Source organism: Bacillus sp. FSL R5-0431 (assembly GCF_038002985.1).
Taxonomy (GTDB): Bacteria; Bacillota; Bacilli; order Bacillales; family Bacillaceae; genus Bacillus.
In genome coordinates, this window is record NZ_JBBOOG010000001.1 from 716,504 (window position 1) to 740,967 (window position 24,464).

The 24,464-nt window shown below is 42.5% G+C and carries 19 protein-coding genes; 11 read left to right on the forward strand and 8 right to left on the reverse strand.

Features of this window, described 5'->3' with window-relative positions; all coding sequences use genetic code 11:
- Positions 1 to 33 precede the first annotated feature (33 nt).
- Both MKZ03_RS03445 and pbp4 read right to left on the reverse strand, forming a co-directional pair.
- Complete coding sequence (locus MKZ03_RS03445; RefSeq protein WP_034664564.1) at positions 34 to 1,272, reverse strand: MFS transporter; 1,239 nt, start codon at positions 1,270 to 1,272, stop codon at positions 34 to 36.
- Between the two features lie 134 nt (positions 1,273 to 1,406).
- On the reverse strand, positions 1,407 to 3,446 hold the full coding sequence (gene pbp4, locus MKZ03_RS03450; RefSeq protein ID WP_307499272.1) for a penicillin-binding protein PBP4(5): 2,040 nt from the start codon (positions 3,444 to 3,446) through the stop codon (positions 1,407 to 1,409).
- Positions 3,447 to 3,708: 262 nt separating this feature from the next.
- Here pbp4 and MKZ03_RS03455 point away from each other — a divergent pair, with 262 nt between their 5' ends.
- Positions 3,709 to 5,124, forward strand: a complete 1,416-nt coding sequence (locus tag MKZ03_RS03455; RefSeq protein WP_268496223.1) for an SLC13 family permease — start codon at positions 3,709 to 3,711, stop codon at positions 5,122 to 5,124.
- 204 nt (positions 5,125 to 5,328) lie between these two features.
- Here the strand turns inward: MKZ03_RS03455 and MKZ03_RS03460 are convergent, their stop codons facing one another.
- Together MKZ03_RS03460 and MKZ03_RS03465 are read right to left on the reverse strand one after the other, a co-directional pair.
- Entirely contained in the window at positions 5,329 to 6,720 is a 1,392-nt protein-coding gene (locus MKZ03_RS03460; RefSeq protein WP_034664554.1) for an amino acid permease, read from the reverse strand.
- A gap of 180 nt (positions 6,721 to 6,900) precedes the next feature.
- Positions 6,901 to 7,974: a tetratricopeptide repeat-containing glycosyltransferase family 2 protein gene (locus tag MKZ03_RS03465; protein WP_034664551.1), complete on the reverse strand. Its 1,074-nt coding sequence runs from the start codon at positions 7,972 to 7,974 to the stop codon at positions 6,901 to 6,903.
- Between the two features lie 134 nt (positions 7,975 to 8,108).
- Between MKZ03_RS03465 and MKZ03_RS03470 the strand changes: the two genes are divergently transcribed.
- Positions 8,109 to 9,998 (forward strand): ABC-F family ATP-binding cassette domain-containing protein, encoded by a 1,890-nt coding sequence (locus tag MKZ03_RS03470; RefSeq protein ID WP_341030945.1) that lies wholly within the window; start codon positions 8,109 to 8,111, stop codon positions 9,996 to 9,998.
- Between the two features lie 25 nt (positions 9,999 to 10,023).
- Here the strand turns inward: MKZ03_RS03470 and folE2 are convergent, their stop codons facing one another.
- Positions 10,024 to 10,920 (reverse strand): GTP cyclohydrolase FolE2, encoded by an 897-nt coding sequence (gene folE2 / locus MKZ03_RS03475; RefSeq protein ID WP_341030946.1) that lies wholly within the window; start codon positions 10,918 to 10,920, stop codon positions 10,024 to 10,026.
- Positions 10,921 to 11,063: 143 nt separating this feature from the next.
- Between folE2 and MKZ03_RS03480 the strand changes: the two genes are divergently transcribed.
- Complete coding sequence (locus tag MKZ03_RS03480; protein WP_034664543.1) at positions 11,064 to 11,489, forward strand: MerR family transcriptional regulator; 426 nt, start codon at positions 11,064 to 11,066, stop codon at positions 11,487 to 11,489.
- A 56-nt stretch (positions 11,490 to 11,545) separates the two neighbouring features.
- Positions 11,546 to 12,736: an MFS transporter gene (locus tag MKZ03_RS03485; protein ID WP_066031184.1), complete on the forward strand. Its 1,191-nt coding sequence runs from the start codon at positions 11,546 to 11,548 to the stop codon at positions 12,734 to 12,736.
- Between the two features lie 44 nt (positions 12,737 to 12,780).
- On the opposite strand, the gene MKZ03_RS03490 is transcribed toward MKZ03_RS03485, so the two are convergent.
- Positions 12,781 to 14,334 (reverse strand): ABC-F family ATP-binding cassette domain-containing protein, encoded by a 1,554-nt coding sequence (locus MKZ03_RS03490; protein ID WP_334750900.1) that lies wholly within the window; start codon positions 14,332 to 14,334, stop codon positions 12,781 to 12,783.
- A gap of 152 nt (positions 14,335 to 14,486) precedes the next feature.
- Here MKZ03_RS03490 and MKZ03_RS03495 point away from each other — a divergent pair, with 152 nt between their 5' ends.
- Entirely contained in the window at positions 14,487 to 15,629 is a 1,143-nt protein-coding gene (locus MKZ03_RS03495) for a DEAD/DEAH box helicase (RefSeq protein WP_034664534.1), read from the forward strand.
- 34 nt (positions 15,630 to 15,663) lie between these two features.
- Here MKZ03_RS03495 and MKZ03_RS03500 read toward each other — a convergent pair whose 3' ends face one another.
- Positions 15,664 to 16,668 carry an NADP-dependent oxidoreductase gene (locus MKZ03_RS03500; RefSeq protein ID WP_060595742.1) on the reverse strand — a complete coding sequence of 335 codons (1,005 nt, stop codon included), beginning with the start codon at positions 16,666 to 16,668 and terminating at the stop codon, positions 15,664 to 15,666.
- 108 nt (positions 16,669 to 16,776) lie between these two features.
- Positions 16,777 to 17,166 (reverse strand): YfmB family protein, encoded by a 390-nt coding sequence (locus tag MKZ03_RS03505; protein ID WP_003214189.1) that lies wholly within the window; start codon positions 17,164 to 17,166, stop codon positions 16,777 to 16,779.
- Between the two features lie 221 nt (positions 17,167 to 17,387).
- On the opposite strand from MKZ03_RS03505, the gene MKZ03_RS03510 reads away from it, so the two are divergent.
- From MKZ03_RS03510 to ribD, 6 genes are all read left to right on the forward strand, one after another.
- Positions 17,388 to 17,735 (forward strand): general stress protein, encoded by a 348-nt coding sequence (locus MKZ03_RS03510; protein WP_060595744.1) that lies wholly within the window; start codon positions 17,388 to 17,390, stop codon positions 17,733 to 17,735.
- Between the two features lie 950 nt (positions 17,736 to 18,685).
- Positions 18,686 to 19,342 (forward strand): class I SAM-dependent methyltransferase, encoded by a 657-nt coding sequence (locus MKZ03_RS03515; protein ID WP_341030951.1) that lies wholly within the window; start codon positions 18,686 to 18,688, stop codon positions 19,340 to 19,342.
- A 349-nt stretch (positions 19,343 to 19,691) separates the two neighbouring features.
- The gene (locus MKZ03_RS03520) at positions 19,692 to 20,417 is read left to right on the forward strand and encodes a GTP cyclohydrolase II (RefSeq protein ID WP_034664517.1); all 726 of its coding nucleotides are present in this window, start codon (positions 19,692 to 19,694) and stop codon (positions 20,415 to 20,417) included.
- Positions 20,418 to 20,450: 33 nt separating this feature from the next.
- Positions 20,451 to 21,254: a formylglycine-generating enzyme family protein gene (locus tag MKZ03_RS03525; protein WP_034664515.1), complete on the forward strand. Its 804-nt coding sequence runs from the start codon at positions 20,451 to 20,453 to the stop codon at positions 21,252 to 21,254.
- 4 nt (positions 21,255 to 21,258) lie between these two features.
- Positions 21,259 to 23,016, forward strand: a complete 1,758-nt coding sequence (locus MKZ03_RS03530) for a WD40 repeat domain-containing protein (RefSeq protein ID WP_095285986.1) — start codon at positions 21,259 to 21,261, stop codon at positions 23,014 to 23,016.
- 283 nt (positions 23,017 to 23,299) lie between these two features.
- Positions 23,300 to 24,385, forward strand: coding sequence for a bifunctional diaminohydroxyphosphoribosylaminopyrimidine deaminase/5-amino-6-(5-phosphoribosylamino)uracil reductase RibD (ribD, locus tag MKZ03_RS03535; RefSeq protein ID WP_307499277.1), 1,086 nt, complete (start codon positions 23,300 to 23,302; stop codon positions 24,383 to 24,385).
- Positions 24,386 to 24,464 lie beyond the last annotated feature (79 nt).

The window sequence follows — 24,464 nt, forward strand, 5'->3', positions numbered from 1 at the left end:
AAACCGCTCAATAACTGAGCGGTTTTCTCCTTTTTATGATTCATTCCATTTGGAGATGGTTTGATCGCTAGGTAGTAAGAAGGCCAGGATGCCTAATATCGGTAAAAAGGCGACTCCGATCATGGTAGGCGTTAAACCGAAGGCATCAATGAATGAGCCTAGAGCGACTGATCCAATTGCACCCATACCAAACGCAAGCCCAACAGTTAAACCAGACATTGTGCCAATTTTCCCGGGAAATAGTTCTTGAGCATAAACGACTGTGACAGAGAAGCTTGATGTCAGAATGACCCCAATTAGTCCAAGTAAAACATAAGCAAAAACAGGTCCGGCAAATGGCAGCAGCAGGGCAAGCGGAAAGGATGCCAATAAGGAAATTAAAATCACGGTTTTCTTGCCGAAGCGGTCTGCAAGCGGTCCGCCTAAAAATGTCCCAATTGCACCTAGAATGAGAAATAAGAAAATATAAGTCTGTGATTCTTTAATCGTCAATCCATATTGTTCAATCGCATAAAACGCATAGAAATTCGATATCGCATTCCCATACCAAGAGCGGGCAAAGATGAGAAAGACGATAATGCCAAGTGCTGTGAGTGCTGACTTACGATGAATATCAGATCTTGCAGCTTTTGCTGGAGCCTTTTTCGCTTGAGCTCGAATGGTTTGAAGTCTTCCTGCGTACCATCTTGAAATATAAAGAAGGAAACCGACAGCAATCATTCCAACAATCGTAAACCAAGCCACGCCTGGCTGACCGAGAGGGACGAGCATTAATGCAGCGATCAGCGGAGCAAAGGCTTGACCTGTATTTCCGCCTACTTGATAGATGGACTGTGCAAGTCCTCGTCTTGGACCAGCTGCCATGTTGGCAACACGAGAGCCCTCTGGATGGAAAATTGCAGAGCCGAGTCCGATAAAGACAACGCAAAGCAAAATGGTGGCAAAGGAAGGCGCAAACGCAAGCCCGAATATACCGACAGCACTAGAAAATAAAGCAATCGGGAGTGCATAAGGCATCGGCCGTTTATCTGTATACCACCCAATAGCGGGCTGCATGACGGAGGAGACCATATTTAATGTAAAGGCAATCAGCCCTAATTGTGTAAAGGTCAGCCCCATTGAGCGTTCTAAAATAGGGAACATCGCAGGAATAACGGCTTGCAATGTGTCGTTCAGCATATGGCAAATGCCAATAATCAATAAAATGGGGTAAACCGTTGATCCGGTGACAGAATTTTGAGGTTTATCCTTTGTACGAGCAGCAATAGCCAATGAGACTTCCTCCTTTCATTCAACTGTTTTCTATTTTGCATTCTTCTCATTTTATTCATAAGGTGAACTATAAAACAATAGCAAATTGTCATGATTTAGAAAAAAGAGACACAAGTGCTTGTGTCTCTAAAGGGTTATTGATAAAAAGATGCGATCACAGGCTTCATTTTTTGAATGACGAGTCCGCTTCCGCCGCGGTTTTTCACACCTTCAATCATGCCGACGAGGACGTAATCTTCTTTTTTGGGATTAAATGCAAGTAAAAATCCATTTTCAGAACCGTCTGTTGCCCCTTGTTTGCTCTTCAGCTCTGCCGTTCCTGTTTTAGCGGCAATATCAGCTCCTTCAATTTGTAAGGAGTGAGCTGTACCGTTTGGACTGGTCACGACCTGAGTCAGCGCGTCTTTCACTGAGTTTGCCGAGTCTTCTTTGATGATTTGTTTTGGTGATGCTGTTTTTTCATCTTGAACGACTCGAGGATAGACAAGCTTGCCTCCTGTTGCAAATGGAGAATAGGCATGTACTTGTTCAATCGGTGACATGAGTAATTCGCCTTGGCCATAGGCAGAGTCAGCAAGTAAGATGTCCGATTGAATGCCATCGTTCGATACTTGTGCTGGTTTCATTGTAAATGGCATGTGCAAATCTTCGCCAAACCCAAATGCTTTTACTTTTTTTTCGTAGGTGTCTTTGCCAATTTCCAGTGCTTCCTGTCCGAAGTAAATATTGTCTGAGTACACGAGGGCATCGACCATATTTACGTTTTCTTTATCGTGAACCCGTGTAATTCGATAATTGCCCCAAGATTGATCCTTTTGCCATTTCAGTCCATGAATGGTGCGTACTTTATTAGGTTTTGTGACACCTGTTTCCAGCCCAATGGCCGCTGTAATGGTTTTGAATGTAGACCCTGGTGCATACCGGCTCGCATAGCGAGCTTGGAATGGGAGGTCTGGGTTTTCACTGTATACCTGATATTGCTTAGGTGTGATCCCATTTGTCATGAGATTGACATCGTAGGAAGGGGCGCTGACAAGCGCTAATAGATCCCCCGATGATGGATTCATGATCGTGACGGCCCCTTTTTCACCTTTTAGCTGTTCATAGGTTTTTTTCTGTAAAGAAGCATCTATGGTCAGCTTCACTGTTTTTCCATCTTTTCGATCTGATTTTTGCAATGTTTCTTCAATGCCTGTTTCATCATGGACGATCAGAATGCTTCCGCCATCTTGTCCACGCAGGTTTTTGTCAAACGTAAATTCAAGGCCGGTTTTGCCGATGATTTGATCTGCTTTTAATGCCGGATTTCTTTTGATATCATCTGCATTTGCTTTTCCGACATAGCCGGTGAGATGGGCGGCGGCTTCGTTATAAGGATAGTAACGCATTTCCTTCGTTTGATAGGTGACGCCTTTTACCTCCTTTGGAATCGGCTTTTGCTCTAACATTGATTTGAGCGGGACAAACGTGTCGTCTGTGACCCATGCTTGTTTCAGCTGATTGTCAATCAGTTCTTCGTCTATATCAAACGCCTTGCTGATTTTTTTGATATTGCGTTCTTTTTCTTTCCCTGTTCCGAGTTTACCTGGGATGATGCCAAGTGCGTTTCCACCAGTTGTTTCTGCCAGCGTACGCCCTTTTCGGTCTACAATGTTTCCACGGACAGCAGGGTCTGATTTGACTTTGATAGTATCTCCCTTCTCCATTTGCGGGAAGATGAGATTTGGCTTCCAGTCCACTTTCCACTTGTCATCTTCTTCTGAGAGAACGCCCTTGTAAGAAAGCTTGTGCAGCTTGCCAAAAGACGTTTTCATTGTCACATCATAGGAAAATTGATACCCATTTCCTTTGTCCTGTTTTTCGACGTTGAGCTTTGATATGTTCAGATCATAAGCACCAATTCCGTTAAAGATATTGTCATATTTTTCGGCTAGTTGTTTTTTTGAGAAGTCATTGGCTTTCAAAGACGCACTCGTTACCTCATCAGCCAGCTTCGTAAAGTCTTTCTTCTCTAATTGTTTCGTAAAGGATTCAGCCGCTTTTAAAGCCTCTTTTTCTTTTGAGAAAAGAGTATCTTTTAAGAAAAAGAGAGCAGCTGCTATCACGATGATGCTAAGAAGAGGAATAATGAATTTTTTCTGTTTCCAAAATGATTTTCTTTGATCCTTATACAATGAAAACACCTCAATTTTTGATTAGATCTTCTATATTTTACAGTGATTGCACATGATTTGTATAGTTTCTCCTATGAAAATAGACCAAGGCATCATGTCATGGTTTTGAAAATGGGAGTAAAATGACAGCTGTTTTTATGAAAGATATCTTCATTTTTTCTTATGATTTAAAGGATTTCTTAAGAGATCATCGAATGTGGAAAATTAGAAAAAATATGACAAGCGCTTTCAATAGGGGGGAATTGTTATCGTTTATAAAAAAGTGAATGTAATTGGACTTATTCTTGGACCGACACTCTTCTTGCTCGTTCTGTTTCTCATACCTGAAGATGAATTGACCTATGCTGCGAGGGTAGTCTTGGGCATTACGGCTTGGACGGCAACATGGTGGGTGACAGAAGCACTGCCCATACCTGCAACATCTTTATTGCCCATCATCCTACTGCCGACACTTGGCGGGCTTTCTATGGAACAGACATCAAGGGCTTATGGAGATCCGATCGTCTTTATGTACATGGGAGGATTTATGATTGCTATTGCCATTGAAAAATGGAACTTACATAGAAGAATGGCCTTACACATTTTGAGGGTGATTGGCACAAGAAGTGACCGCATTGTATTAGGTGTCATGATCGCGACTGCTTTTTTATCTATGTGGATTTCGAATGCAGCGACAGCCCTGATGATGCTCCCAGTGGCACTTGCAGTGATTAAAGAGGTCAAGGCTAATGAAGTCTTATCTGGTCCATCTCTTGATCGATTCAGTAAAAGCATCTTATTGTCGGTTGCGTATTCAGCGTCAATTGGTGGTCTAGCAACACTTGTCGGATCTGTGCCAAATGCGGTGTTTGCTGCGATGTCAAAAAAGCTATTAGATCGGGAAATTATGTTTTTTGAATGGTTTTTGTTTGGTTTTCCTGTTGCGATGATTCTGCTCATTCTCTTATTTCTGTATTTGACCAAGGTACAGTTCAAGGTAGAGCACACAGGTGAAATGAGTGTAGCGTTCATTCGAAAGGGATTAGAGAATTTAGGAAAAATGAAACAAGAGGAAAAATGGGTGTTTGTTGTTTTTCTCATGACGGCGTTTTTATGGATTTTTAAGCTCTTTTTGTTTGGAGGGATCACCGTATCTGATACGTCTATCGCCATTTTCGGTGCCATGCTGTTATTTCTCATTCCAGCAACAAATGGAGAGAGAATATTAGAATGGCAGGATATGAAACAGCTGCCATGGGGGCTTTTGCTTTTGTTTGGAGGTGGGCTTTCGCTCGCTACGGGCTTTGCAGAAACCAATCTAACGGGATGGATTGGGGAAAATCTACAGCATTTAAATGGGCTTTCGTATATCGTGCTGTTGATCATTTTAACGGGAGCGATTTTGTTTATGACTGAAATTATGTCAAATACAGCTGTTGCCAATATGATTATTCCGATTACGGTAGGGCTTGGGCTTGCGATTGGCATGGAGCCATATGGGTTAATGGCTGCGGCTGCTTTGGCTTCTTCATGTGCGTTTATGCTGCCGATCTCCACACCGCCAAACGCCGCTGTCTTTAGTGCGGACGTGCTGAAAATATCTGATATGGTCAGGGCAGGCTTTTGGTTAAATATCATCAGTATTGTTGCGATTGTCCTTGCGGTGTATTTCTGGCTCCCGATTGTGTTTAAAAGCTGAGCGGGTTAAGAAGATGGCTTTGATCGAATCGAGACCGTCGGTGTTTTTGTTTCTTTTGGCTTCGGTGGTGGTGTGGATTTTTTGCTGTGAGTGTCCTTTGGCGTGTAATAAGCGTGTTAGATCCAGACATGGTGGACTCAAATTCAGCCAAAAACAGCGTGATTTAAGCAAAAAAAAGAGACCGGGAAACCCCGTGTCTCTTTTCTAATGTGTTTCATTAAGATGGCTTTTTCGTCTTGCATAGGTGAAGTAAACAACGACACCAATGGCTACCCAGATAAGGAAGGCTCTCCAAGTCACCCATGAAAGGGTCGTCGCAAGTGTGATACAAATGACCGCACTGATAATCGGAAGAACAGGCACGAATGGCACTTTAAACGCTGCTTTGACATTCGGGTGCTTTTTCCGTAAAACGATGACGGCAATTGAAATCACCGTAAAGGCTGCAAGTGTACCGATACTCACTAAATTCGCAAGCGTCGATAAATTCACAAAACCTACGATACATGCTGCGACAGCACCTGTCAGCCAAGTGTTGGCAACAGGTGTTTGCGATTTTGGATGAACATTTGAGAAAATTTTTGGCATGAGTCCATCACGGCTCATCGCAAAGGTTAAGCGAACCTGCGCATAGACCAAGGCAATTAAAACCGTTGTGATCCCAATAATTGCACCGGCTGATATGATACCTGCCACACTATGAAGGCCAACGACTTGAAGAGCAAATGCGACAGGGTCACTGACATTCAGTTTCGTATAGTGAACCATGCCGGTTAAGACAAAGGACACACCGATGTATAAAATGGTACAAACACCGAGCGCCCCGATAATGCCGATCGGCATCGCCTTTTGCGGATTTTTGACTTCTTCAGATGCATTGGCGATCGCATCAAATCCGAGATAAGCAAAAAAGACTGTTGCCGCGCCTGCGATTACTCCTTCAAAGCCCATCGGCATAAAGGGTGTCCAGTTTTCAGGTTTGACGTAAGCAAAGCCTGAAATGATAAAGAGAAGGACGATGGCAATTTTGATTAACACAATGATGTTATTCAGCTTCGTGCTTTCTTTGACGCCTCTTGAGACGATAAAGGTGATGAGTAAAATAATAAGTGCGCCTGGAAGGTTAAAGACGGCACCATCAGCGGCTCCAGGTGCAGCTGATAAAGCCTTCGGTATGTGCAGACCGAATCCACTGAGCAGTGATTGAAAATAGGACGACCATCCACTTGCTACAGCAGAGAGCGCAATGACATATTCAAGCATGAGATCCCAGCCCATTAAGAAGGCGAGAAATTCCCCAAGTGTGGCGTAGGAATACGTATAGACGCTTCCTGACACAGGAATGGACGAGGAGAATTCAGCGTAGCAAAAAGCAGCAAGGGCGCATGCGATCGCAGCCAAAATAAAAGATATAATAATCGCAGGTCCCGCATCCTTTGCTGCCGCAACCCCCGTAATCACAAAGATACCAGTCCCGACCACGCAGCCAATGCCAAGCAAGATTAAATCAAACGTATTTAACGATCGGCTAAGCCGCTTCGTTTGACTTTCAAGCATGAGCTGGTCGAGAGACTTTTTTCGAAATAAAGAACTCATGTTGACCTCCTAATGGATAAATCTTTTCGTAAGACGAATGTTAGTATATGCGTAATTGACAATTTAGTCAATTGGTTGAAAAACGCTTTAAATCATTAAAGTATTAAACATCACAATCGAATTTGTGCATAAAAAGAGACATCCGCTGGCAGGTGGAAGGCGGATGTGGTGACGGGGGATCTATGTCTGTTCAGCAAATATTTTTTCATTGAACAGCACACTTGGATGAGTGGGGTAATGGGCGGAGGAGGCAAGGTGATGTGTCTTGGCTTTTTCCAAATCGCCGAGCTGATAATAACAATAGCAAAGCTGGAGATGTGGATACCACGTTTTATACTGTGTGAGTGTGAAGGCTGTTTCGTTTTCAGGAGCCTTCAGCGCCTGCTCATACCAAAAGATCGCTGCCTGATGTTTATTTTGTATTTTTAGATGATCCCCGATCCGGCAGCAAAATTCTGGACGGGGCTGATCGTATAAGAAAGAACGTAATAATGAGGATAAAGCCGCTTCCTCGAAGCCTACCGCATAATAGCAGTCGGCTAAATATTGGCATGTGCGAATTTCATCCTCAATCCAGCACTGTTTTGTCGCTAAAAATTCATGATAAAAACGAATCGCCCTGACATGCTGCCTGTTATCTCTTAATTCATTGGCAAAGTAAAAGAGATCACGTGGCGTCATGTCCTCTCCTTTTGCGAGCATGTCTTCATAAATTCGAAGATTGCGCCCGGGCTCACCAGTGGTTGTTTTCTTGCGCTTTTGATGTGTGACGGCTATATCGGCTGGAAAGATGTTGCCATACACTTGAAGAAACTCATGTACGGCCCCGTACCACTGAAAGTTCAAGGCACGCTTCACAAGGCGATTTCTTCTATATTTAAAATTCACCTGACCGTCTTCATCGAATCCCACATGATAAAACATCGAGACGGCGTCCACCGAAGGATCAAGTGTCTCTTTGAGCTGAAGAAGTTTTTGACGGTCTTCTTCAAGCAGAACATCGTCAGCATCAAGCCATAAAATATACTCTTTCGTTGCATGTGAGAAAGCGAAATTGCGGGCTTTTGCAAAGTGCTGAACCCATTCGAAATCAAGTACCTGTGCTGAAAAGGAGTGAGCAATCTCCTTCGTACGATCTGTTGACCCTGTATCAACGATGATCATCTCATCTACAATGTCTTGGACAGAGGAAAGGCAGTCCGCTAACACCTCCTCTTCATTTTTCACAATCATACATAAGCTAATGGTTACCATCTTTAGATCACCTCTTCATAGTGTATCGAGCAGCAAAAGGAAACATTCTTTTCAGCAGCGGGTTTTTTTAAAACTAGTTTTCTGCTACTGGCTGATTTAAAATAAAGGGAGAATCTATGTAAGGGCTGATAAAAATGAGTTTATTGAATGTTGAAGGATTATATAAAACCTATGGCGAGAAAACGCTGTTTGATCATATTTCTTTTCATATAGAACCAAGGGAACGCATCGGATTGATTGGACCAAACGGAACAGGAAAGTCAACGCTCCTAAAGGTCATTGCAGGACTTGAATCGTTTGAGGAGGGTGACATCACGAAGGCAGGGACACTTGATATCGAATTTCTTGAGCAAGACCCTGAAATGAGCGGGAATGAAACGATTCTTGATTACATTTTTTCTGGAACGGCACCCATGATTCAAACGATGAAGGCATATGAACAGGCGCTAGCCGATTTAGAGCATGATCCCCAAAATGAAGCAAAACAAGAAGCGCTGATGCGCATGCAAAATCGAATGGATCAGGAAGATGCATGGGATGCGAACCTGTCAGCAAAAACGATTTTGACAAAGCTTGGTGTCAAAGATGTGAGCCGCTCTGTTCATGCATTATCAGGCGGACAGAAAAAGCGTGTCGCGATTGCTAAAAATTTAATTCAGCCCGCGGGATTGCTGATTTTAGACGAGCCAACCAACCATCTCGATAATGCAACGATTGAATGGCTCGAAGGATATTTGAGTCAATACAGCGGTGCTGTCATTCTGGTGACGCATGATCGTTATTTCCTAAACCGTGTGGCCAACCGAATTTATGAATTGAATCAAGGGCAGCTCTATACGTATAAAGGAAATTATGAAGTCTTTTTAGAAAAAAGAGCCGAACGAGAAGCAGAAGCTCAGGTGAAAGAAACGAAGCGTCAAAACTTACTCAGACGAGAACTTGCATGGCTGAGAAGAGGGGCAAAAGCAAGATCGACGAAGCAGAAAGCACGCATTGGCAGAGCCGAAGAGCTGATGGATCAAAAAGGGCCTGATGCGAAAGGAGAGCTTGATTTCGCTATCGGCTCGCACCGCCTAGGAAAACAAGTCATAGAGGCAGAAGACTTATCAATTTCATTTGCTGGCCAGACCCTTGTGGAGCGGTTTACAGATTTAGTCGTGCCGGGCGACCGGATTGGATTTATCGGACCGAATGGAGTCGGCAAAACGACTCTTCTTAACTGTCTAGCGGGTAAAATAGAACCGACTACAGGACAATTGACCATTGGACAAACCGTTCGCATTGGCTATTACACGCAGGATCACAAGGAAATGGATGAAGAACTGACCATCATTGAGTACATCAAGGAAACAGCTGAGATCGTCAAGACATCTGATGGTGCCATAGTGACAGCAGAGCAAATGCTGGAACGGTTCTTATTCCCAAGATCCATGCAGAGGACGTTTATTCGCAAGCTGTCAGGGGGAGAACGCCGCAGATTGTATTTATTGAAAGTCTTAATGGAAGAACCAAATGTTCTCTTTTTAGATGAGCCGACGAACGATCTTGATACGGAGACCCTCAGCATTTTAGAGGATTATTTAGAACAGTTTCCTGGCGTTGTCATGACCGTATCGCATGATCGTTATTTCTTAGACCGAGTGGTTCACCGTCTGCTTGTCTTTGAAGGAAATGGCCGCATTTCACACTACCAAGGTGCATACAGCGATTACATGGAGCAAGAAAAAGAGCAGAAGCGGACAGAGACAAAGCCTGCTGAGAAACAAGTAGAAGCGGCACCTAAAAAGAGAAAAAAACTTTCTTATAAAGACCAGCTTGAATGGGACGGAATTGAAGACCGGATACAGGCTTTAGAGGAAAAACACCAGCAGCTTGAATCCAGCATTGCGGAGGCAGGCAGTGATTTTGGAAAAATTCAAGAGCTGATGGACGAACAAAAAGCCGTTGCTGAAGAACTAGAACAAGCAATGGACCGCTGGACAGAACTATCGCTGATGATTGAGGAATTAGAGAGTCATGACTAAGAAATAAGAAACCTGTAGAGTTGATCTACAGGTTTTTTTGATAAGAGCATTTCGCATAGGCATCATGCTGATGAATGGATTCCTCATTACGACACTCGACTTGAAAGCCCCTGACCCATGGCTGCTCATATAATTCGATGGCCATTAACCTTGTGAGATCTTCTACAAAGCGTGGATTTTCATAAGCCTCTTCTGTCACTTTCTTTTCATCAGGTCTTTTAAGCACAGGATAGAGCGGTGCACTCGCATTGGACTCAATGATATGTAAAAGAGCTGCTTTCATGTCGTTAGGGAATGATGCTTGTTCAAACAACTCTACCTGAATGGAAACAGAGCCGCGCTGATTATGTGCACCGTATTCACTAATTTCTTTAGAACAAGGACATAATGTGGTGACTTGTGCATCGCAGCCAATATGACAGGTCCATCCATCCTTTTCATGAAAATGAATGTCATATGTGATTGTCGCATGCATCAAACCCGATTTCCCGGTGACTGGGCTTTGCTTTTCCATGTACCAAGGGAAGAAAACTTGAACCGAGGCAGATGACTGATTCATCTGACGGGCAAGCGCTGCTGTCAATGCTTTTAAGCTATTCACATCAAGCGGCTTGCCGCTTTCGTAAAACGAGTGCAGCTGTTCAGTGAGACGGCTCATATGAATGCCTTTTTCGTGAGCTCTCAGGGAGGTACTCAGTGCAAAGTCAGCAGAAGTTATTTGGTCCTGCGGTGCCGTTTTAGACAAAATTCGTACAGGATAAGACACGCGGCAGATGCCGACTTGTTCAAGATGAAAATAAAAGTCCTGCTCCGTCTTTTGGATGTCAGTCATGTTCTCTTTTTGAGGGGGCTTCGTTCCAAGGCTTGGTGGTACAGATCCGAATTGTTGGTGTCGTTCTTTTTTGGGTGGAAAAGAAAACATGAGATCCCTCCTTTAAATCGTAATTATTACTATTTATTTTGCATCAAAACACGAGAAAAATCAAGAGTGCAAACATTTACGTTTACGTTAAGGTTATAAAGGTGTATAATAAATCATGAATTGATGAGCAGGAGGCACTGGCAATGGAATGGATGAAAATTGATCAAGTGGCGAAAAGAAGCGGACTGACTAAACGGACGATACGTTTCTATGAAGAGATTGGTTTATTATCAGCACCAAAGCGGACAGAGGGCGGTGTCAGACTTTACTCAGAGGACGACATGGAAGAACTAGAGAAAGTGATGCAGGCAAAAGAGGTACTTGGATTTTCTTTACAAGAGCTTCAATCGTTTATGGAAATAGGAAAGCAGCTTGAGCTGAATAAAGAGGGTTACTTGCTGTCGCTTGATCCGAAGGAACGATTAGAGAAGCTGTTAGATATTGAGGCGCAGCTGTCTGTACAGCATCAATTGATTACAAAAAAGCTTGAAACGATTCAATCTTTTAAAAAGGATCTTGAAACGATGAAAGAAAGAGCGGCTCATGCAATTGAGCAATTACAAAAATAAACACCTCTGCGTGTTTATTTTATTTTGTCAACATTTGAAGGAAAGGTTCTGATGGAATGAAGGAAGAAGAAGTGTTGAAACAGCGTACAAGTCTGCTTAGGCAGCCGAAAGCCGTCTGGGCTGTTGCCTTTGCGTGTGTGATTTCATTTATGGGGATAGGACTTGTGGACCCGATCTTGCCAGCCATTGCATCACAATTAGATGCATCTCCAAGTCAGGTCTCTCTTTTATTTACGAGCTACTTACTTGTGACCGGCTTTGTCATGTTTTTTACCGGCTTTATCTCTAGTCGGATTGGTGCGAAATGGACGTTATTAATAGGACTTATTTTTATTATTGTCTTTTCTGCTTTAGGCGGTACCTCTTCAACGATTAATGAATTAATCGGCTTTAGAGGCGGATGGGGCATTGGGAATGCCTTATTTATTTCAACTGCCCTCTCTGTCATTGTCGGTGTGTCTGTTGGAGGAAGTGCGAAGGCCATTATTTTATACGAGGCTGCACTAGGTCTTGGGATTTCGGTTGGACCGCTGCTTGGCGGAGAGCTTGGGACGATCTCTTGGCGCGGACCATTCTTTGGCGTTGCGGTGTTAATGCTTGTTGCTCTTTTAGCCATTACGTTTATGCTCCCGCCGATGCAAAAGCCTCAGAAAAAGGTGAAATTATTCGAGGCTGTCGGGGCGTTAAAATATAAAGGGCTTTTAACGATGGCATCTGCCGCTTTCTTATACAATTTTGGTTTCTTTGTGCTTTTAGCCTATTCGCCATTTGTGCTTCATCTGGATGAGCATGGTCTTGGTTATGTCTTCTTTGGATGGGGACTATTTTTGGCCGTGACATCCGTCTTCTCAGCGCCGGTCATTCATCGCAAACTTGGGACATTGACTTCCCTTGTGGTTCTGTTTGCTTCATTTGCTGTGATTTTATTCGGCATTGGGGTATGGACTTCACATGTTGTAGTCGTCATCTGCGGAATTGTTATTGCTGGGGGCATCCTTGGCATGATCAATACAGTGCTCACGACCGCTGTGATGGGATCGGCGCCGGTTGAACGTTCGATTGCTTCATCCTCTTATAGTGCTGTACGGTTTATTGGGGGCGCGATTGCTCCTTGGATTGCCGGCGTACTTGCTGAATCTTATACAGCAAGCACCCCTTACTATGTTGGGGCGGCTGTCGTTCTGTTAGGCATGATCATCCTGCTTCTTGGCCGTAAACATCTCGTCAATATTCAAGCAGGTCATTAAATAGAAAAAAGCCTTATATCTTATGCAGATATAAGGCTTTTTTGTTAAAGTACTTTTGTCGTCCAAGATTCACAATTCCATGTGTCGGTTGCAACATCTTGATAAAATTCAGGTTCGTGAGAGATCAATAAGACGCTCCCTTTGTATTCTTTTAACGCGCGTTTTAGTTCTTCTTTTGCATCGACATCCAAGTGGTTGGTCGGCTCATCGAGAACAAGTAAGTTGGTTTCTTCGTTGATTAGTTTGCAAAGACGGACCTTTGCTTTTTCTCCTCCGCTTAAGACAGACACGCGGCTTTCAATATGTTTTGTCGTTAATCCGCATTTTGCAAGAGCGGCTCTCACTTCATATTGCGTGTAAGAAGGGAAGGTACTCCACACCTCTTCAATACAAGTGTTGCTGTTTTGCTCTTTTACTTCTTGCTCAAAGTAGCCAATATGCAGGAATTCTCCGCGTTCCACCTCACCAGAAATTGGCGTGATTTCTCCAAGAAGACTTCGCAGCAATGTCGTTTTTCCGATACCGTTAGCGCCGTATAACGCAATTTTTTGCCCGCGTTCCATTTTCAGATTCAATGGACGAGAGAGCGGTTCATCATAACCAATAACCAAATCTTTTGTTTCAAAAATCAATTTCCCGGAAGTCCGTGCCGTCTTAAAGTGGAATTCAGGCTTTGGCTTTTCTGCTGCCAATTCAATCATATCCATCTTATCCAGTTTCTTTTGACGGGACATAGCCATATTTCTTGTGCTGACACGTGCTTTGTTTCTTGCAACAAAATCCTTTAATTCAGCGACTTCCTGCTGCTGCCTTTTATAAGCTGCTTCAAGCTGCTGCTTTTTGACTTCGTACACTTGTTTAAATTGATCATAATCACCAACATAGCGCGTGAGCTCTTGATTTTCAACATGATAAATCAAGTTAATGACACTGTTTAAAAACGGAATATCATGTGAAATGAGGATAAACGCATTTTCATATTCCTGTAAATAGCGCTTCAGCCACTCAATATGCTGCTCATCCAAATAGTTGGTTGGCTCATCGAGAAGGAGAATTTCTGGCTTTTCTAACAGCAATTTCGCAAGCAATACTTTTGTACGCTGTCCGCCGCTCAGCTCCGTCACATCACGGTCCAGCCCAAGATCCGTTAACCCAAGACCTCTCGCAATTTCTTCGACCTTGGAATCAATGATATAGAAATCATTGTTTGTGAGCGCATCTTGAATGACGCCCACTTCCTCTAACAGCTTTTCCAGCTCATCAGGATCGGCTTCACCCATTTTGCCGTAAATGTCATTCATCGCTACTTCCATGGAAAATAAATAGTGGAATGCATCCTGAAGCACTTCGCGGATCGTTCTTCCCTTTTCTAGTACAGTATGCTGATCAAGGTAGCCGACACGGACATTTTTTGCCCATTCGACTTTTCCTGCATCTGGCTCCAGCTTGCCAGTAATAATATTCATAAACGTTGACTTTCCTTCACCGTTGGCGCCAATTAAGCCGACATGCTCGCCTTTTAATAAACGGAAGGAGACTTCGTGAAAAATGGCTCTGTCGCCAAAGCCATGGCTTAAATCTTTAACAGATAATATCATTTTTTACACCTCAAATAGATTCAAAACGGCTAGTGCCTCTCATGATTATATCGAACTGTCCGGCTCGATAAAAGCATCAAAAGAAAAATTGCGTTTCAAAGCTGATTTTGAGATACTAAAGGATAGATTGAATGAGGATAAAGGAGATCGACATGATAGAAAATTGGGCATTTTTGAAAGAAGCAAAGCCATTTATTCAGGAAAACTTTCAAGCGGCTGGCTTCGAAAAACCAACAGCTATACAAGAAAAAACAGCAGAGTGGATTACGGAGAAGCGTGATGTGATCGCGGAATCGCCTACGGGAACGGGGAAGACACTGGCGTATGTGTTGCCGCTTTTAAATAAAATCGATGTGAATATCAAACACCCGCAAGTCTTAATCTTGGCACCTTCAAGAGAGCTTGTGATGCAAATTTTTGATGTCGTGCAAGAGTTCAAACAAGGATCAGACATCAAAGCGGTCTCCTTGATTGGTGGAGCGAACATCAAAAAGCAGCAGGAAAAACTAAAGAAACACCCGAACATCGTTGTCGCAACACCTGGCCGTGTACAGGAATTAATCAAAATCAAGAAACTGAAAATGCACGAAGTCAAAACGGTCGTGCTAGATGAAGCAGATCAGCTTCTTGTGCCAGAGCATATGAAAACGATCCAAGCGATCATTAAATCCACATTAAAAGAAAGACAAATCCTCTGTTTTTCTGCGACGTTAAAAGAGGAAACGGTTCAACTGATTAAACAAATGACGTCTGAACCAGAAGTATTGAAAATTGCCAGAAGTGAGGAAGAAGCGCAGAAAGTAGGACACTATTATCTGTTATGTGATCAGCGTGATAAAGTGAAATTACTGCAAAAGCTATCACGGCTTGAGGACATGCAGGCGCTCGTCTTTGTGCGTGATATTACGAATTTAAGCATTTATGCAGAGAAATTAGCGTATCACCATGTCGACCTTGGTGTGCTTCATAGTGAGGCGAAAAAAGCAGAGCGTGCTATCATCTTAAAGGAATTTGAACAGCGTGAATTCCCGCTTCTCCTTGCAACGGATATCGCAGCAAGAGGCATCGATATTGACGATCTGCCTTACGTGATCCATGCCGACCTGCCAAACGAAGAAGGCTATATCCACCGTTCAGGCAGAACCGGACGCGCAGGAAAGGAAGGGGCTGTCATCAGCCTAGTCACACCTCAAGAGCATGCAACGCTCAAAAAAATGGCGAAAAAGCTGAATCTTTCGCTTCAGGAAATTGTTTATAAGCAAGGCCAGCTGCATCTTGCCCCCAAGCAGGCATAAAAAAGGACCCTTCCACATGGAGGGGCCTTTTTTATTATGAAATTTTGACAAGCTGTTTTCCGACATTTTCACCTTTGAATAGTCCAAGGAATGCATCAGGAATGTTGTCAAAGCCTTCAATGATTGTTTCTTTATAAGTCAGTTTGTCTTCTTTTACCCATTGTGCGAGATCTCTTGCAGCCTCTTCAAAACGATCTGAATAGTTGGCAACAATGAAGCCTTGCATCAATGCGCTTGTTTTAATGAGTTTTGTTTGCACACGCGGTCCGATGTCCTCGCTTGCGCTAATGTTATAAGACGAAATTGCGCCGCACACTGGAATACGTGCAAAGCGGTTCAAATGATTCATCACGGCATCAGAAATTTCGCCGCCAACATTGTCAAAATACACATCGACGCCGTTAGGGCACGCCTTTGCTATGGCATCATCTAAATCATTTGTTGTTTTATAATTAATCGTTTCATCAAAGCCTAGCTCTTTTAAATAAGCCAGCTTATCATCAGATCCCGCAATCCCAACGACGTGAGCGCCTTTGATCTTAGCAATTTGTCCCACAACGGAACCAACGGCACCTGCGGCTCCAGAAATGACAACGGTCTCGCCTTCTTTTGGCTGGCCAATCGCAAGAAGTCCGAAATAAGCGGTTTGCCCTGGCATGCCCAAAATTCCTAAATAATAGGACAATGGCGCAATGGATGGATCAATTTTAGTCAGAGATTCAGCTTTGGCTGTAGAATATTCTTGCCAGCCAAGGAATCCAAGAACAAAATCCCCTTTTTCAAATTGAGGCGATTTGGATTCAACGACTTCTCCGACAACACCGCCCTGAATCACTTCATTTAGCTTGAATGGAGGTGTATAGGATTTTGTATCCTGCATTCGTCCTCTCATATAAGGATCTACAGAAACATATTTCGTTTGAATCAAGACTTCGCCATCTTGCGGCACAGGTATATCGACTGTTTCAAAATGAAAAACATCTTTTGTAGGTAATCCTTTTGGACGTTTGGCTAATTGAATTTGCTTTTGTTGACTCATGTAAAATCCTCCCTTTCACTTGCAGCCTAGATTTACATTAACATGATGCTTCTTTTCATTCAAAACATACGGTCTTTTTCAAACACATACAAAAAAGCAGCCGCCATCTCATAGATGAGGACTACTTTTTTGGAAGTCAACAGAGAGGAGCGGCGGCAGACAGCCAAACAGCTGATACACGTCCGCATCACGTTCTTTTAACAAATATTCGTTCGCATTTTGCATGGAGGCTTTCATCATATCGCGCGTCACAAAAGGAAAAAGGATATTCAAGTATGAGGACAACAGGTCTTGTGGATCTTGTTCAATCGACTCGATATCTCCAATGTTAATGATGATTGAAAAGAGATAATCAATGGAGATGCGAAAGTGCTGTTCAGCAAACAATGTAAGCGGTTTTGCTTTTGCTTCTTCAGGATTCCACTTCTGAAAAAGCTGTTTCACCAAATCACTGACAACCCAAGCATTAAACTGCTGCTCCGCTGAAAAGTAATACATCAGCTCTACCTCATTTCTAGCCTCCAGTATAAGAATTGTACAACAAAACAACAGGGATGAATACAATATTTCAGAAAATTTAGTCATTTTTACGGGCTTTTTGTCAAAAATAAGCCAATAGGCACGGTTAGTACACAATGTAAAATGGATGTGCTCAAGGAAGGTTTAATGACAAAAGTGACGGGTAAAAGATTCGTAAGACGCTAAAGGAGGAATATAAAATGAAACCTGTTGTAAGAGAGTATTCAAATGATGAGACACTTCAAAGAGATGTAGAGCAATTAAAAGCACTCGGTGTTGCAAGAGAGGACATTTATGTTCTGTCCCATGACGATGATCGTACAGAGCGTATTGCTGGAAATGCAGATGCTAATACGATAGGTCAAAGAGAAGTTGGACTTAAACATGCTGTTGGGAACATCTTTAGTAAAAAGGGCGATGAACTCCGAAATAAAATCCATGAAATTGGTTTCTCTAAAGAAGAAGCTGAGAAATTTGAAGAACATTTAGACGAAGGAAAAGTCCTTCTCTTTGTGACAGACCATGAAAAAGTGAAAACTTGGGCATAAACGCCAACTGAAAAAAGCCTCTTACTTTCGTAAGGGGCTTTTTTTCATGCCATCATCTCTGAAGGAGAGGATACATCTTTTTTACTATAATAAGAAAAAACAGCAGATTGGAATAAACAGTAAATCACCTAATTGAAAATGCAGATATACCAAAGAAAATGATCGGAAATGAGAAAAAAATAGTCAAAATATCACAAAAATCCATTCGGGAAATAATCATTGTATCTTTCAATTTTGTTTCAAAATGAAATAAAAATCTTGTGTAATTTAGTAGATAAATTTCTTAGTTCTATTGGTTTATGTTGTATTTTTGTGTAGAAATAAGTGTTTTGAGGTCAAAAAACCACGAAAAATACCTGTATTTTCAATTAGAAAATTCATTTTAATGTTTAGGAAATAATTTGTTGACAAAATAATCTAAAAACAATATATTTGGCTTAATCCAGTCATTATGGAAGTAGTTGTTAAATTTCTGATGGGTTTATTCGAAGCACATTCTAGTGATAGGTGGTGGCATAAAACCAAGGTAAAAGCACTCGGAAAATTACTACTAAACACGAGAAAATGGTTTTTTACATGAAGAAGAAATGATAGCCGATTTAAACAGTAGATGATCTTTCTACTATGATCACTTTGCAAGAGATATTTAAAAGACGTCGTACTCCTGTACAGAAGAGAAAGCGTTTTCAAGAAAGACTGTGAGTTGATCGAACGGTGAAGGAGGTGAACTCATATGAAAAAAAGAGACAATAAGCTGAGGCGCTGCAGCTCTCAAATGGCTGCATATGAGGATGCATGCTGAAAAAGAAGAGTGAACATGTGGGATGCTACTCTCCTTTTTCAGAAAACAGATTTTCCTAAAAAATCCATCTTTCATTTTAACATAAGGTTTTTGGCTTGAAAATGACCTTTGCCCGAAAAGCCGATTTTGAATAGAAGGAGGTCCTGTGATGAAAAAAGCTTTATACCATGAAGACAGTGGGTTGTATCTAGAAAAAATGCGTATGGCATTTCAAGAACATTATGAGAAAAGAACAGATATGTGGTCTACTGATCCATCCTTAACAGATGCAGCCGTGATGTCATTAAAGGCATGGCATTCACGGGAAAAGAATGCACTTGCTTCTGTGCTCGATATCGGGTGCGGGAACGGCCGGGCACTTGAACATTTAAGGGGGCTTTCTGCATATGTCGGTATCGACCTGTATGAGCATGAGGAGTGGGAAGGATTACAGAAAAGAGAAACGGTTCCTGTCCATTTTGTTCATCAAGATTTTATGTCCTGGTCGATGGATCAGGGACGCGGGATGCAGTTTGATTTAATTTTAGATCATGGCTGCTTTCATCACCAGCATCCTGATGATCATGAGCGTTATTTAAAACAGGTCTCCTCATTGCTTCATGAAGACGGCGTCTTCTCACTTGTTGTATGGGGAGAAGAGTGGAGAACAGGGTTAATCGGAGAAGATGGCCGTTTCCACTTTTCATTTTCAGACTCTCAGCTTGGAGAAAGAATTTGTTCATCAGGTCTGGAGCTTGTATCGATTACACCATTAAAAGCAAAGGCCGGCATTAGCCAGCATCATGTCATTGCCGTCAAAATCTAGTACAAAGGTGATCACTCAAAGCTAGCAGAGGGGTTCATTCTAATAAAGAGCATGCATCATGTAAGAATCGAAAGGCGTTAACATCGTATGAACCAAGATTTCTGCTCCTTTGTACTGGACAAGACCTAGATTGAAACATTGCTAGAAGAGGTGGAACGGAAACATTTTTGCGAAAATCAGGGTCTGAACGATGAGAGGCATCGCACATCTATATTCTTCTTTTTAGGCATGAGTGCCGCTTGAAATAGGAGCACACAAGTTAAGTAAGGGAGTGCGGACACATATTCATCACTCCATCACTGCGCTATGAGAGTCGATTTGGGTGCAGCGATGAATAGGGGGGAGACAAATGAACAAGTTTGTAGATGAATTACAATCAATGATTCATCATTTTACCTTTCAAGAAAAAAACTATTTGCTCGTGGGGCCAGTGAACCTGCCGATCTCCATTCAACATGAAGAAGTGCCATTTAAATGGTATGCCTTCGCACCTGTTGAAGGGGAGACAAAACCAACGATCGAATCTATTGTCCAAATGAGTACCGCGCAGCAAACCTTTTCCTCTTGTCTCTTATTTGGCGACTTTGAAAATGAGGTGCCGCCGCTAGTGCGAATTCATAGTGTCTGCCAAACAGGGGATGTGTTTGGGTCACTGAAATGTGACTGCGGTCCACAGCTTGCGTTATCGCTGAAGAAAATCACCGATTACGGAAAAGGCATGCTCGTATATATGGCCAATCAAGAAGGGCGGTCAATTGGGCTGATGGCGAAAGCATTGACGTATAAATTACAGGAAATGAAGCTGGATACCTTTGAAGCCAACCGTCTGATTGGCTGCGGAGATGATGACCGGCATTACGAGGAGGCAGCGGCTGTTCTGCACTATTTAAACAAAGGGAAACCAATGCACCTCCTAACGAACAATCCAGATAAAGTCGATTCCATTGCTGCCTACGGTCTTCCTGTTTTGCGGTTTGATCATACGGTCGAAGCCTCACTCTATAATGAAGCCTATTTAAAGGCAAAAGCAGCCTCAGGGCATATGGTCGATGAGAAAAAATTAATTAATCAGTAGATGAGTTTACTTTAAAGAAGGCGGGAGAAAAGCGTGAAACCTGAAATCAATTGGATTCAAATCCCAAGCGGCTATGCAACGATTGGAAGTAATGAAGAAGATATGAAAAAGGCATCAGAATTCTGGAAGGACAAGCTTCTCAATCCAACCTACGGCCGTGAGAAAAAATTTCAAAAATGGCTGTACAAAGAATTTCCATCCTATCAGCCGTATATCAATGAATTTTTTATTTCAGATACGGTCGTCACCAATGAATGGTATCAAAGCTACTGTGATGAAACAGGCCAGGCGTACCCGGAGAGCTTAACGAATCAAGAGCTTGGTGGCGGGAAAGATCATCCGGCTTGGGGCATGGATATCGAGGAAGCCTTCTCGTTCTGCCAGTGGCTGAGCGGGAAACTTGGGATAGACGTGTCGATTCCTACTGAAGAAGAATGGGAATATGCTGCCCGAGGAAATACGAGAAATCAATACCCGTGGGGAGATGAGTTTGATCCTTCTTTATGTAATACGTTCGAATCAAATATTGAAAAAACGACGCCTGTCCGTCAATACAAAAAGGGCAGATCCTTATTTGGTCTTTATGATATGGGGGGCAACGTCGAGGAATGGGTCAACACCAAATATCATGTATACGAAGGCGGCATCGAGGTCGTAGATGATTTAACGGAGACGCTTGGCAGTGATTACTACATTTTAAAAGGCGGCTCCTTTGCAAGAGGCGGAGATTTATGCAGAGTCGCCAGAAGACACGGGAAGCATCCAGATCCCGTTTTTCGATTTACTGGCTTTCGTGTAGTGACTCGTCAAAAACAACATATAAAGGTGGGAGTGTAAAATCATGCATAGAGGACCGATTACATCTGTTTTATCAACTCAGCAGGACCAAATTGTTTACACTGGCGGCTATGACCGTTGTATTTATAAGTGGAACCGGGCAACAGGAGAAGGAACGTTTATTGGAAGTCACGAGCATATCATTAACTCTTTATCTCTTTCTGAAAACGGAAAGTATTTAGCGAGTGCATCGTCAGACTACACCATTCAATTGTATGATACAGGCACTCATACTCGAATTCGCACCCTGTTTGGTCATGCGGATGATGTAGAAGCCGTCGCCTTTGCCAAACAGGATACCTTACTAGTATCGGTGTCTAGAGATAGAAGGTGCTTAGTGTGGGATATCGAAACAGGAGCTATTTTAAGAGAATTCCATGGACATAGCAAAGATGTATTAGCTGTATGGATACATGGCGATAAAGCTTATACAACAGGTGATGATGGCTACGTTCTTGTATGGCTGTATGATACAGGAGAAATTGTAGGGGAAATTGGTCCGTTTGATTATGAGCTGGACACAATCAGCGGCAGCAATCAAAAAGAAGTGTTCGCACTTGGCAGAGACGATGGCACCGTCATTATTTATGATGCGGTTACTTTACAGGAGAAAAAAATCATTAAAGCCCATTTACAGGGCGTCAAGCGGGTGAACTTTTCTCCAAGCGGCAATTACTTGCTGACAGCAGGCTATGACCATTTAATTAAGCTGTGGAATTATGAAACAGGGGATTTAGTCGATACGTTGCTGCCTCATAAATATCAGTGGGAGCGCTCGCTTGTCTGGACGGAGGATGAGAAATCGATCCTAGGAGCCAGCTTTGGAAAAACGTATTGTGAATGGTCTATTGAAAAGGGAAAAGTTGTATCAGATGAGATCGAAATGGCGACACCCTCTATTAATGATATTGCGCTGACTGATGCGGGAGATATCATCACAGCATCAGATGACGGAAAATTCAGAAAGAACGGGATTGAAATCGCTAAATCGACAGGCGTTTTAACAAATGGAGTGGCTGTCGCACGAGATGGAAGCTATTATGCGTGGGGAGATCATGCAAGTCAGGTGCATATTGTTCATGAATCATTACAGCAAATGGTTTCGTTTGATCTCAACACAGGGCCGGTCAACAGTGTGTATTTCCACGAGGAGGATCGGCAATTCTATATTGGAACTTACGGCGGTTATGTACATGTCATTTCGACAGAACATTTAAAGGAAATTGGCCGTTCCAAAGCACACGATTGTGCTGTTAAAGCATTAAAAGTAGAAGGAGATCATATCATCACAGCCGCGGTAGAAGGAACCATCTGTCTTTTAGATAAGAAGAGCTTGTCTTTAAAAGCGAAATATATCGGAGCGACAGAGCTGTTAAATGATGTATTCATTGATAGTAAAAGAGATCGTATTGCCATTGTCAGCCGTGACAAGAATGTGAGATTGTTTGATTTGCATACAGGAAGAATTTTAGACCAGCATAATGAACACCAGTATTCTATTAAATCTGTCTCTGTCACAGACTCTGGCTATATTGTGAGCGGAGATTATTGGGGCTATATCGTTGTGTGGAATCCAGAGCTGGAGTTCAATACCGGCCCAATTAGAATTGCCAAGAATGGGATTAGTGCCATCAGACAATTAGGCAATGATGTATACGCAAGCTCATATGACGGCGGGATTTATCATATTCGAGAAGATGGCACACATACTGAAGTACTGCGCTTATTTGAACAATTTCCGAAAGAAGTAATCTCTCATTAAGAAAAAGAATGTAAGCGGGGGATTCTCATGATAAGTGTTTGCAAGGAACATATGAAAAAAGGCCTGACTGTACTCAATTGTCCGCATGTGCTCCTCATTAATAAATATGAATTACGCAAATGCTGTTTTTGTAAACAACGAGCATCATATAAACTTTTTTATTCCTTGCCTTACTATGATCGATCTGAAAAGAAACGGATGGAAAAAATATAGCACATGAGAATAGAACTCCTTCATTTCCTGAAGGAGTTCTTTCCCTTGAAAGAGAAGAAAGGAGACTCACATGAAAGACGATGTTTTTTATATGAAGCTGGCGATTGCCAACGCAAAGGCAATGAAAGGGCAAACCTCCCCAAACCCGCTTGTCGGTGCAGTCATTGTACAGCAAGGTGAGATTGTTGGGATTGGTGCTCACATGAAGGCGGGCGAACCTCATGCTGAAATTCATGCGCTGCAAATGGCAGGGGAAAAGGCAAAGGGAGCTGACATGTATGTGACGCTTGAACCTTGTTCGCATCATGGGAAAACGGGTCCTTGCACGGAAGCCATTATCAAAAGTGGTGTGAAACGTGTAGTCATTGCGACGCAAGACCCAAATCCGCTTGTCGCAGGTAAGGGGGTTACCATGTTGAAACAAGCAGGGATCGAAGTAGATGAAGGAATATGTAAACAGGAGGCGGACGGCTTAAATGTGCCTTTTTTTCATTTCATTCAATCAGACCTTCCTTACGTCATATTAAAATCAGCCATTTCGTTAGACGGGAAAATTGCAACATCTCATCTTGAAAGCAAATGGATCACAGGAACAGAAGCGAGGAAAGAAGTGCAGCAATTGCGTCAAGAAGCCGATGCTGTGATAACAGGCGTCGAAACGATTATTCAAGATGATGCAGGTCTTATTGTGAAAGATTCAATGGCGACCCAGCCCATTCGTGTCATTTTAGATTCCACATTAAGGATTCCGCTTCATGCGAAATGTTTAACAGATCATATGGCGGAAACCATTATTTGCACCTCGCACATGTATGATCAGAAAAAGTATGAACAGCTGGTAGATAAAGGGCATCAAGTCTATGTCACAAGCGGAGAGCAGCGGACAAATATTCATGACGTGTTACGAATGCTGAAGGAACGTTCTGTCATGTCAGTTCTCGTTGAAGCAGGAGGAAATGTGAGTGCGTCCTTTTTAGAAGCATCACTAGTCAATGAAGCCGTCATTTACATGGCGCCTTTATTAATCGGTGGAAAACATGCACCTACTTTTTTTGAAGGAGAAGGGGTGAAAAAACTAAAAGAAGCGATCCGTCCAGCAGATATTGAGTATAGTATGGTAGGAAAAGATATCAAAATGACAATGAAATTTCAATAAATATAAGACCTTGTGCATCGAGCGCAAGGTCTTTTCAATACTTCTTGATAAAAATAAAAGTGTACATACACCTTTCCAA

What these genes read in the sequence shown, in the direction of transcription:
- MKZ03_RS03460 (WP_034664554.1), bottom strand. Translation starts at nt 6,720, where the DNA reads ATGAGTTCTTTATTTCGAAAAAAGTCTCTCGACCAGCTCATGCTTGAA.
- MKZ03_RS03465 (WP_034664551.1), bottom strand. Translation starts at nt 7,974, where the DNA reads ATGGTAACCATTAGCTTATGTATGATTGTGAAAAATGAAGAGGAGGTG.
- MKZ03_RS03470 (WP_341030945.1), top strand. Translation starts at nt 8,109, where the DNA reads ATGAGTTTATTGAATGTTGAAGGATTATATAAAACCTATGGCGAGAAA.
- folE2 (WP_341030946.1), bottom strand. Translation starts at nt 10,920, where the DNA reads ATGTTTTCTTTTCCACCCAAAAAAGAACGACACCAACAATTCGGATCT.
- MKZ03_RS03480 (WP_034664543.1), top strand. Translation starts at nt 11,064, where the DNA reads ATGGAATGGATGAAAATTGATCAAGTGGCGAAAAGAAGCGGACTGACT.
- MKZ03_RS03485 (WP_066031184.1), top strand. Translation starts at nt 11,546, where the DNA reads ATGAAGGAAGAAGAAGTGTTGAAACAGCGTACAAGTCTGCTTAGGCAG.
- MKZ03_RS03490 (WP_334750900.1), bottom strand. Translation starts at nt 14,334, where the DNA reads ATGATATTATCTGTTAAAGATTTAAGCCATGGCTTTGGCGACAGAGCC.
- MKZ03_RS03495 (WP_034664534.1), top strand. Translation starts at nt 14,487, where the DNA reads ATGATAGAAAATTGGGCATTTTTGAAAGAAGCAAAGCCATTTATTCAG.
- MKZ03_RS03500 (WP_060595742.1), bottom strand. Translation starts at nt 16,668, where the DNA reads ATGAGTCAACAAAAGCAAATTCAATTAGCCAAACGTCCAAAAGGATTA.
- MKZ03_RS03505 (WP_003214189.1), bottom strand. Translation starts at nt 17,166, where the DNA reads ATGTATTACTTTTCAGCGGAGCAGCAGTTTAATGCTTGGGTTGTCAGT.
- MKZ03_RS03510 (WP_060595744.1), top strand. Translation starts at nt 17,388, where the DNA reads ATGAAACCTGTTGTAAGAGAGTATTCAAATGATGAGACACTTCAAAGA.
- MKZ03_RS03515 (WP_341030951.1), top strand. Translation starts at nt 18,686, where the DNA reads ATGAAAAAAGCTTTATACCATGAAGACAGTGGGTTGTATCTAGAAAAA.
- MKZ03_RS03520 (WP_034664517.1), top strand. Translation starts at nt 19,692, where the DNA reads ATGAACAAGTTTGTAGATGAATTACAATCAATGATTCATCATTTTACC.
- MKZ03_RS03530 (WP_095285986.1), top strand. Translation starts at nt 21,259, where the DNA reads ATGCATAGAGGACCGATTACATCTGTTTTATCAACTCAGCAGGACCAA.
- ribD (WP_307499277.1), top strand. Translation starts at nt 23,300, where the DNA reads ATGAAAGACGATGTTTTTTATATGAAGCTGGCGATTGCCAACGCAAAG.